This window comes from Stappia sp. TSB10GB4 (assembly GCF_900185745.1).
Classification (GTDB): domain Bacteria; phylum Pseudomonadota; class Alphaproteobacteria; order Rhizobiales; family Stappiaceae; genus Stappia.
In genome coordinates this window covers 150,631-158,062 of record NZ_FYAV01000031.1, presented here as the reverse complement: position 1 = coordinate 158,062, position 7,432 = coordinate 150,631, and the positions used below count along the sequence as shown (strand labels likewise).

Here is a 7,432-nt window from a genome sequence, read left to right as displayed (position 1 = left end):
CGTGCAACTGTTCAGGTTGATCATGCGAAGCGGGACGGGGCCAAATGCCGGTCTACGGTCTCACAACGACCAGGGGTCCAACGGCCTCCGTCCCGCAAGCATCATGACACAACCCGGACATACAGGGGTCTCGATGATCTTCATCACCCACGACCTGCGCGTCGCCAGCCAGATCTGCGACGAGATCGCGGTGATGCAGAAGGGGGAGATCGTGGAGCAGGGCCCCCCCTCCCAGATCTTCCTCAACCCGCAGTCCGACTACACGCGCGAACTGGTTGCCGCCATTCCGGGCGAGCGCCCGCAAGGGCAGAAACCGGAAGCGGCCGAGAGTTAATCGCAAGGACCAACCGTCAAAAAGAGAGGGTGCCACATGACCAAGAACGAATTCCTCAAGTCCGGCTATTCACGGCGCGCCGCCCTTCGCCTGTTTGCGGCAGGTGGCGCGGCGGGGCTTTTTGCGCCCCATCTCCTGGGCAGGCCCGCCTTTGCCCAGACCCCGCCGGCTGCCCCGACCGGCCGGATCATCGTCGGCATCTCGCAGGAGCCGACGGTGTTCAATCCACTGATGGCGCATATCGAGGTGGACGACGGCGTGCACTTCTCGATGTTCGACGCCTTGTTCCGCATTGATCCGCAGGGTGTCATCGTGCCCAATCTGGCGGCGGAGGTGCCGACCCAGGCCAATGGCGGGATCTCGGAAGACGGACTGAACTGGCGTATCCGCCTGCGCGACGACGTCCGCTGGCATGACGGCGAAGCCTTCACCGCCGAAGACGTGAAATTCACCCTCGAGCTCATCACCAAGCCCGATTTCCGCGCCTGGCGCACCACCGGCCATGCGCTGCTCCATGATATCACCGTGGTGTCGCCGACCGAGATCACGTGGCGGATGGAACGGGCATTCGCTCCCTATCTGTCGTTCCTGACCGAGACCTTCATCGTGCCCAGGCACATTCTGGAGAAGGAGGCGGATCCCAATACGGCCGCCTTCAACCAGGCGCCCGTCGGCACCGGCGCATTCAAATGGGGCAAGCGCATTGCCGGCGACCATCTGGAGCTTGTCGCGAATCCCGACTATTTCGGCGAGGGGCCCTATATTGAGCAGTTGATCTTCAAGTACATCCCGGACATGACCGTGCTGTACACCCAGTTCCGCAGCGGCGACATCGATCTGGTCGGCCAGGCCTACATCACCCCGGACAATTACGAGGAGGCCCGCAACCTTCCCGGCCGCGTCGTGACGCTGGTCCCCAAAGGGTCGGTGGAATCGATCTACCTCAATCTTGAGCGGCCGCAGTTCAAGGACCGGGCCGTTCGCGAGGCGCTCTATCTTGCGATCGACCGCCACGCGATCATCGATGGGCTGAACTACGGTGTTCCGGGCATGACCGAGACCTTCATGCCGCTGCAGTCCTACTATCACAATCCGGACCTTCCCAAGCACGAGTTCAATCTCGACCGCGCGCGTCAGCTTCTGGACGAGGCCGGCTGGGTTCCGGGGGCGGACGGCATCCGCGTCAAGGACGGCGTGCGGCTGTCGTTCAAGAACTCCACCACCTCGGGGGCCCATCTGCGGGAGCAGGCGCAGCAGTTCATCCAGCAGACCTTTGCCGAGATCGGCGTGGAAATGACGATCGAGAACCTTCCTTCGGCGGTGATGTGGGGAGACTTCTGGTCTCAGTCGCAATTCGACACCGCCATGGTGGGCATCACCTATCTGATCGGTGCCGATCCCGACGTGACCAACCGGTTCCATACCAAGGCCATCGTCGCCAAGGGTGGCAGCGGATCGAACAACGCGCAGTATTCCGACGCCGAGGTCGACGCCCTGCTCGAGGAGGGCAGCCGCACCTTCGATCCCGAAGCGCGCAGGAAGATCTATTTCCGGGTGCAGGAACTCATTCGCCGGGATCTGCCCTTCCTGCCGCTGTTCGCCAACACCCTGGTCTACGGACACAAGGAGGGCATCGAAGGCTACGTGCCCAATGGCAACACGCGCACGGAATCCTGGCATGCGGCAGGCTGGTTCCGAGCCTGAATGCACTTTCCGCCGCCCGCGACCAGGTCGTTGCGGGCGGCGGACATGCCGTGAGGCGCCTGTCTTGAAGGGAGGGGGCCATGCCCGCTTTTCTGCTCAAACGCCTGATGCAGAGCGTGATGCTGCTGGTGATCGTGTCGATCATCGGTTTTGTCGTGCTGAACCTCATTCCCGGCGGGCCAATGGCGCAATATGCCCTCGACCCCGGCATGACCCAGGAGGACATGAACCGGCTGGCCGAGCAGCTTGGGCTGAACCGCCCGCTCTGGGTCCAGTATCTCGACTGGATCTGGCGGCTTGTGCAAGGCGACTGGGGGACATCGTTTCGCGACGGCAGCCCGGTGCTGGACGTGATCGGCCGGCATATCTTCGCGACCTTGCTGCTGATGGGATCCTCGACGGTGATCGCCGTCGCCGTCGGCACGTGGATCGGCATACGCGGCGCCACGCATCGCTACTCTACTTTTGATTATCTGGCGACCGTCGGTGCGATGATCGCCCTCTCGATCCCGACCTTCTGGTTCGGGCTGATCGGAATCTATGTGTTCTCACTGAAGCTCGGATGGCTGCCTGCGGGCAACATGTATACGATCGGCGACGGCTCGGTCCTGAACTACCTGCACCACCTCATCATGCCTTCGACGGTTCTCGCGCTCGTCCACATTGCGATCTGGAGCCGTTTCATGCGTGCAGCGACGCTCGATGCCATCAGCCAGGAGTTCGTGAAGACCGCCCGGGCCAAGGGCGTCGGCGAGCGCCGGGTCATCCTGAAACATGTCGTCGGCAACGCCCTGCTGCCCATGATCACCCTGGCCGGAGTGCAGCTTCCTTCGCTCCTGACCGGGGCGCTGGTGACGGAAACCGTCTTCACCTGGCCGGGAATGGGACGGCTGTTCCTCGATAGCCTTGGCTATAGCGACTATCCGGTCGTGATGGGTCTGCTGATCTTCTCGGCCATTCTCACCATTGCCGGCAATCTCATCGCCGATATCGTCGTCGCGCTGGTCGATCCGCGCATTCGTCTGGCCTGATCCAGGTCCACAGGAACGGGATGATCGCGAAATGACTACGTTTTCCGCTGTTCACACGCCAAGCCGCTGGTGGCAAAGCCGCGTCATGCGCCGGTTCATGGGGCATCGGCTGGCGCTGCTGGGGCTGTCGATGATCACCTTGCTGACGCTTGCCTGCATCGTCGGCCCCTCTCTCCTGCCCTATGACTCGCTCTCCATCGACCTGCGGGCGCGTTTCGCTCCGCCCCTGTCCGGCGGCCATTATCTGGGCACCGATCCTCTTGGCCGAGACGTCGCGGCCAGGCTGCTGATGGCGGGGCGGATCTCGCTGCTCGTCGGGTTCACGGCCATGCTGCTCTCGATCGTGGTCGGCACGGTGGTTGGCGTGATTGCAGGGTACCAGGGCGGTTGGATCAACGCGGTGCTGATGCGCACGGTGGACGGTTTCCTGTCCTATCCGTCGATCTTCCTGCTGCTGGCGCTCGCGGCCGCCTTGAAGCCCAGCCCGGTCATGATCACGGTTATCATTGCCGTGACAAGCTGGATGGAGGTTGCCCGCATCGTCGAGGCCGAGGTGCGGTCGCTCAAGGAGCGCGAGTTCGTCCTCGCGGGGCGGATGCTGGGTCTGGGCCGGGCCCATATCATGTTCCGCGAGATCCTTCCAAACGCCATGGGGCCGATCATCGTCGCCGCCACGCTCACCGTGGCCCGGGCGATCCTGCTCGAAGCCTATGTCAGCTTCCTCGGCTTCGGGATCCAGCCGCCGCTGCCGAGCTGGGGCAACATGCTGAACGGTGCGCAGCAATATCTCGGCAGTGCGCCCTGGCTCGCCATCATACCCGGTGCCGCGATCACCATTGCCGTTACCAGTTTCAACTTCATCGGCGACGGGCTGCGGGACGCCCTCGATGTGCGCCATGACACCATCTGAAGAGGCGCCGATGCGCAATCACTCCAAACTGGCCGAAAAATCCACCCCCTATTGGTGGGAGGCCGCCCCGGTCCAACCCTTGCCCCGCCAGCCGCTGCACACACGTCAGGACGTGGTGATCGTCGGCGCGGGCTATGCCGGGCTGGCCGCCGCACTCACCCTGGCGCGGGCAGGACGCTCGGTTGCGGTCTTCGACGCGCTGAACCCGGGCGAGGGTGCCTCGTCGCGCAATGGCGGGATCACCAGCGGCTCGATCCGCCCGGGATTTGCGACGCTTGTCCGGCATTTTGGCGAGCAGACCGCGCTCGCCATCGAGGCAGAGGGCAAGACCGCCCGAGCGTTTTTCTACGACTTCATCCGCACCGAAGGGCTTGACTGCGATTTCGCGCTGACCGGCCTGTTCAAGGGCGCGCTGGGGTTTGACCAGTACGACGAGATGGCCCGCGGTGCCGAGGCGCTGGCGAAAAGGCTAGGTATCGAATCCTATGCCGTGCCGTATGCGGACCAGCGGGACTACATCGGTACCGGGTTCTATCGCGGGGGCACGGTCCGCATGGATATCGGCGGCCTTCACCCGGCCAAGTTTCATGCCGAACTCCTGCGCATCGCGCTGGCTGCGGGCGTGGTCGTTCATGCGCACACGCCGGTGACGGCGATGGAGCGGGACGGCCGGGTGTTCCGCATCGCAACCGCAGCCGGGACCGTCGAGGCGGGGCAGGTTCTTGTCTGCACCAACGGCTATACGGACGGAGCGGCACCCTACCTGCGACGGCGCCTGGTTCCGGTGCGCAGCCGGATGATCGCCACCGAGGAGCTGCCGTCCGCCGTGATGGCGCATTTGATGCCGCGCCGGATGATGATGGGAGAGAACAGGCAACTGGGCTTTTATTACCGGCCTTCTCCCGATGGCAGGCGTATCCTGCTGGGCGGGCGCGACAGTTCGCGCGTCGGCGACCCGGCTGCGCCGACGCTGCGCCTGCGTGCCGGGTTGGTGGAGCTCTTCCCCGAACTGGAGGGAGTCCGCCTGACGCATAGCTGGTTCGGCAATGTGGCGATGAACCGCGACATGCTGCCCCGCCTGTTCGAGCGCGACGGCGTCGTCTACGCCACCGGGTTTTGTGGGTCTGGCGTCGTCTGGGCACCCTGGCTGGGGATGCGGGCGGCCCACAGGCTGCTGGGGCGAGAGGCGGAGGCTCGCACCGCTTTCGACTTCCGGCCGCCTGCCGCCGTGCCGTTCTACCGGGGCAATCCATGGTTCATGCCCGCGATCATCCGCGGTTACGCCCTGCAGGATCGACTTGCGATGTGGCGTGCGCGCCGATAACGGCCCGTCCTTTCAAGAATGCGAGCGCCTTCGGCTCCAGAGTGCCGGCGCAGCCGTTCTCGCGCTCCGGAACAAGGTGTCTGCAATGACAACGCTTCTTCTGAAGAAAGACGAAGTCAGAAGGCTGATTTCCACAAAGGATGTCATTGACGCAGTTGAGGAGGCCTACAGGGCCCTCAACAGCGGTCTGGTGGAGCAACCAGGCTACACGGGCATACACCTGCCGCCCCACGGCGAGATCGACTTCAAGATCGGCTATCACAAGGCCGGCGAACTGATCTCGATGAAGGCCTCGTCGGGCGGGTTCACCGAAAATCCCGCCCTCTACGGCGTGCCCAACGGCATGGGCACGATCCTGCTGTTCGATGCCAGAAGCTGTGCGCTGATCTGCATCATGGACGGCAGTTTGATCACCGGCCTCAGGACCGGGGCGGCGGGGGCGGTTTCGGTCAAGCTGCTTGCGCGGAAGGATGCCCGCCGCCTCGCCTCGATCGGGACGGGCAACCAGGCGCGGATGCAGATCCGGGCGATCAGCGAAATCATGAAGATCGAGGCGGTCCATGCCGCGAATCGCAGCCCGGACGCGCTGGCCGCCTTCAAGGCGGATATCGAACGGGAGTTCGGCATCCCGGTGATGCCGGAGCAATCCGCTCGCGACGCCGTCGAGAAGGCCGACATCCTGATCACCACGACCCGCGGGAGCGGGCCGGTGGTCGAAGCCGACTGGGTCAGGCCCGGCACGCATATCATTGCGATCGGAACCGATCAGCGCGGCAAGCAGGAACTGGATCCGGAGATTTTCCGGGATGCCAAGGTGGTTGTCGATTCCCTGTCGCAATGCGTCGAGAAGGGCGAGACATGGCACCCGTTGAACCGGGGCATCATTGCCCGATCCGACATCCATGCCGAGATCGGGGAGATCTTGCTGGGGAGGAAGCCGGGCCGGGAAAGCGATGCGGAGGTGACCATCTTCGATTCCACCGGAATGGCCATCCAGGACAACACGACCGCCGCAGCGATCTACAGGAACGCACTGGCGGGAAACCTCGGGATGCCCTTCGATTTCCTCGAACCGGGGCCGCGTCTCAAGGACGGGAAGGACAAAGACAATGCGCAACCATCCGACCATTGAGGATATTCTCGAGGCGCGCGAACGGCTGAAGCCCCATATCCGCCATACGCCATTGTTGCGGGCCGACAGGATCGAGAGCGCGGCCGGGTGTCAGGTGTACCTGAAGCCCGAAACACTCCAGATCACCGGCGCCTTCAAGATCCGCGGCGCCCTGAACAAGACCTTGTCGCTGTCGCGGGAAGAGATTGCCAACGGCCTGATATCGTCCTCCTCGGGAAATCACGCGCAAGGCCTGTCCTACGCAGCGCGGATGCTGGGCGTGAAAGTGGTGCTGGTGCTTCCGGTGACCACGCCAAGGATCAAGATTGCCAACACCAGGGCTTTGGGCGCGGAGGTCATTCTTTTCGACGGTGACAATGCCGCCAGGTGGAAGAAGGTCTACGAGATCGCCGAACAGAACGGCTATGCGGTCGTTCACGGCTTTGAAGATCCGCTGGTGATGGCCGGTCAGGGGACGATCGGCTGCGAAATCCTCGAAGATCTGGAAGATGTGGACACGATTGTTGTGCCGCTGGGCGGCGGAGGCCTGATCTCGGGAATCGCTACCGCAATCAAGGAAACGAACCCTTCCGTCCGCGTCATCGGCGCGGAACCGTCCCTGACACCGAAATATCATCGCAGCCGGCTCAACAAGGAGCGCACGTCGCTGCCGCTGAAAGACACCATCGCCGATGGGTTGAGGATCAGCGTGCCAGGCCAGAACCCGTTTCCGATCATCGAGAAATACGTCGATGAGATCGTTCTGGTCGAGGATGAGCATATCGTCGCGGGCATGCGTGCTCTGGCGAGGGATGCGAAACTGATCGCGGAACCGGCGGCCGCGATCGGGATCGGCGCCCTGCTGGCGGGATCGCTTACGGTGAGGTCCGACGAGAAGGTCTGTGTCGTGCTCACCGGCGGCAACTGGGATTTGCGCGATCTCGCCGAAGTCTACGGAGCGGCCGAACAGGCCCTGGAAGATTAGCGGGGTCGCAGGATGGCACCTGCAAGGGGATGA

At 63.5% G+C, this 7,432-nt stretch carries 6 protein-coding genes and 1 pseudogene; all 7 read left to right on the top strand.

All coding sequences use genetic code 11. The features are described from left to right. Positions 1–121: 121 nt before the first annotated feature. Positions 122–334: pseudogene (locus tag TSB10GB4_RS05470) on the top strand (ABC transporter ATP-binding protein); the annotation flags it as partial. A gap of 36 nt (positions 335–370) precedes the next feature. Continuing rightward, the gene (locus TSB10GB4_RS05465) at positions 371–2,038 is read left to right on the top strand and encodes a peptide ABC transporter substrate-binding protein (protein ID WP_186394886.1); all 1,668 of its coding nucleotides are present in this window, start codon (positions 371–373) and stop codon (positions 2,036–2,038) included. A gap of 80 nt (positions 2,039–2,118) precedes the next feature. After that, positions 2,119–3,069: an ABC transporter permease gene (locus tag TSB10GB4_RS05460; protein WP_186394885.1), complete on the top strand. Its 951-nt coding sequence runs from the start codon at positions 2,119–2,121 to the stop codon at positions 3,067–3,069. A 31-nt stretch (positions 3,070–3,100) separates the two neighbouring features. Continuing rightward, positions 3,101–3,979 carry an ABC transporter permease gene (locus tag TSB10GB4_RS05455; protein ID WP_186394884.1) on the top strand — a complete coding sequence of 293 codons (879 nt, stop codon included), beginning with the start codon at positions 3,101–3,103 and terminating at the stop codon, positions 3,977–3,979. Then, positions 3,957–5,303, top strand: coding sequence for an FAD-binding oxidoreductase (locus TSB10GB4_RS05450; RefSeq protein ID WP_244296491.1), 1,347 nt, complete (start codon positions 3,957–3,959; stop codon positions 5,301–5,303). Before TSB10GB4_RS05455 ends, TSB10GB4_RS05450 begins: the two co-directional genes overlap by 23 nt. Before the next feature lie 85 nt (positions 5,304–5,388). After that, complete coding sequence (locus tag TSB10GB4_RS05445; RefSeq protein WP_186394883.1) at positions 5,389–6,435, top strand: ornithine cyclodeaminase family protein; 1,047 nt, start codon at positions 5,389–5,391, stop codon at positions 6,433–6,435. After that, positions 6,413–7,399: a threonine/serine dehydratase gene (locus tag TSB10GB4_RS05440; protein ID WP_186394882.1), complete on the top strand. Its 987-nt coding sequence runs from the start codon at positions 6,413–6,415 to the stop codon at positions 7,397–7,399. The genes TSB10GB4_RS05445 and TSB10GB4_RS05440 overlap by 23 nt, the downstream gene beginning before the upstream one ends. The last annotated feature ends 33 nt before the right edge of the window (positions 7,400–7,432 follow it).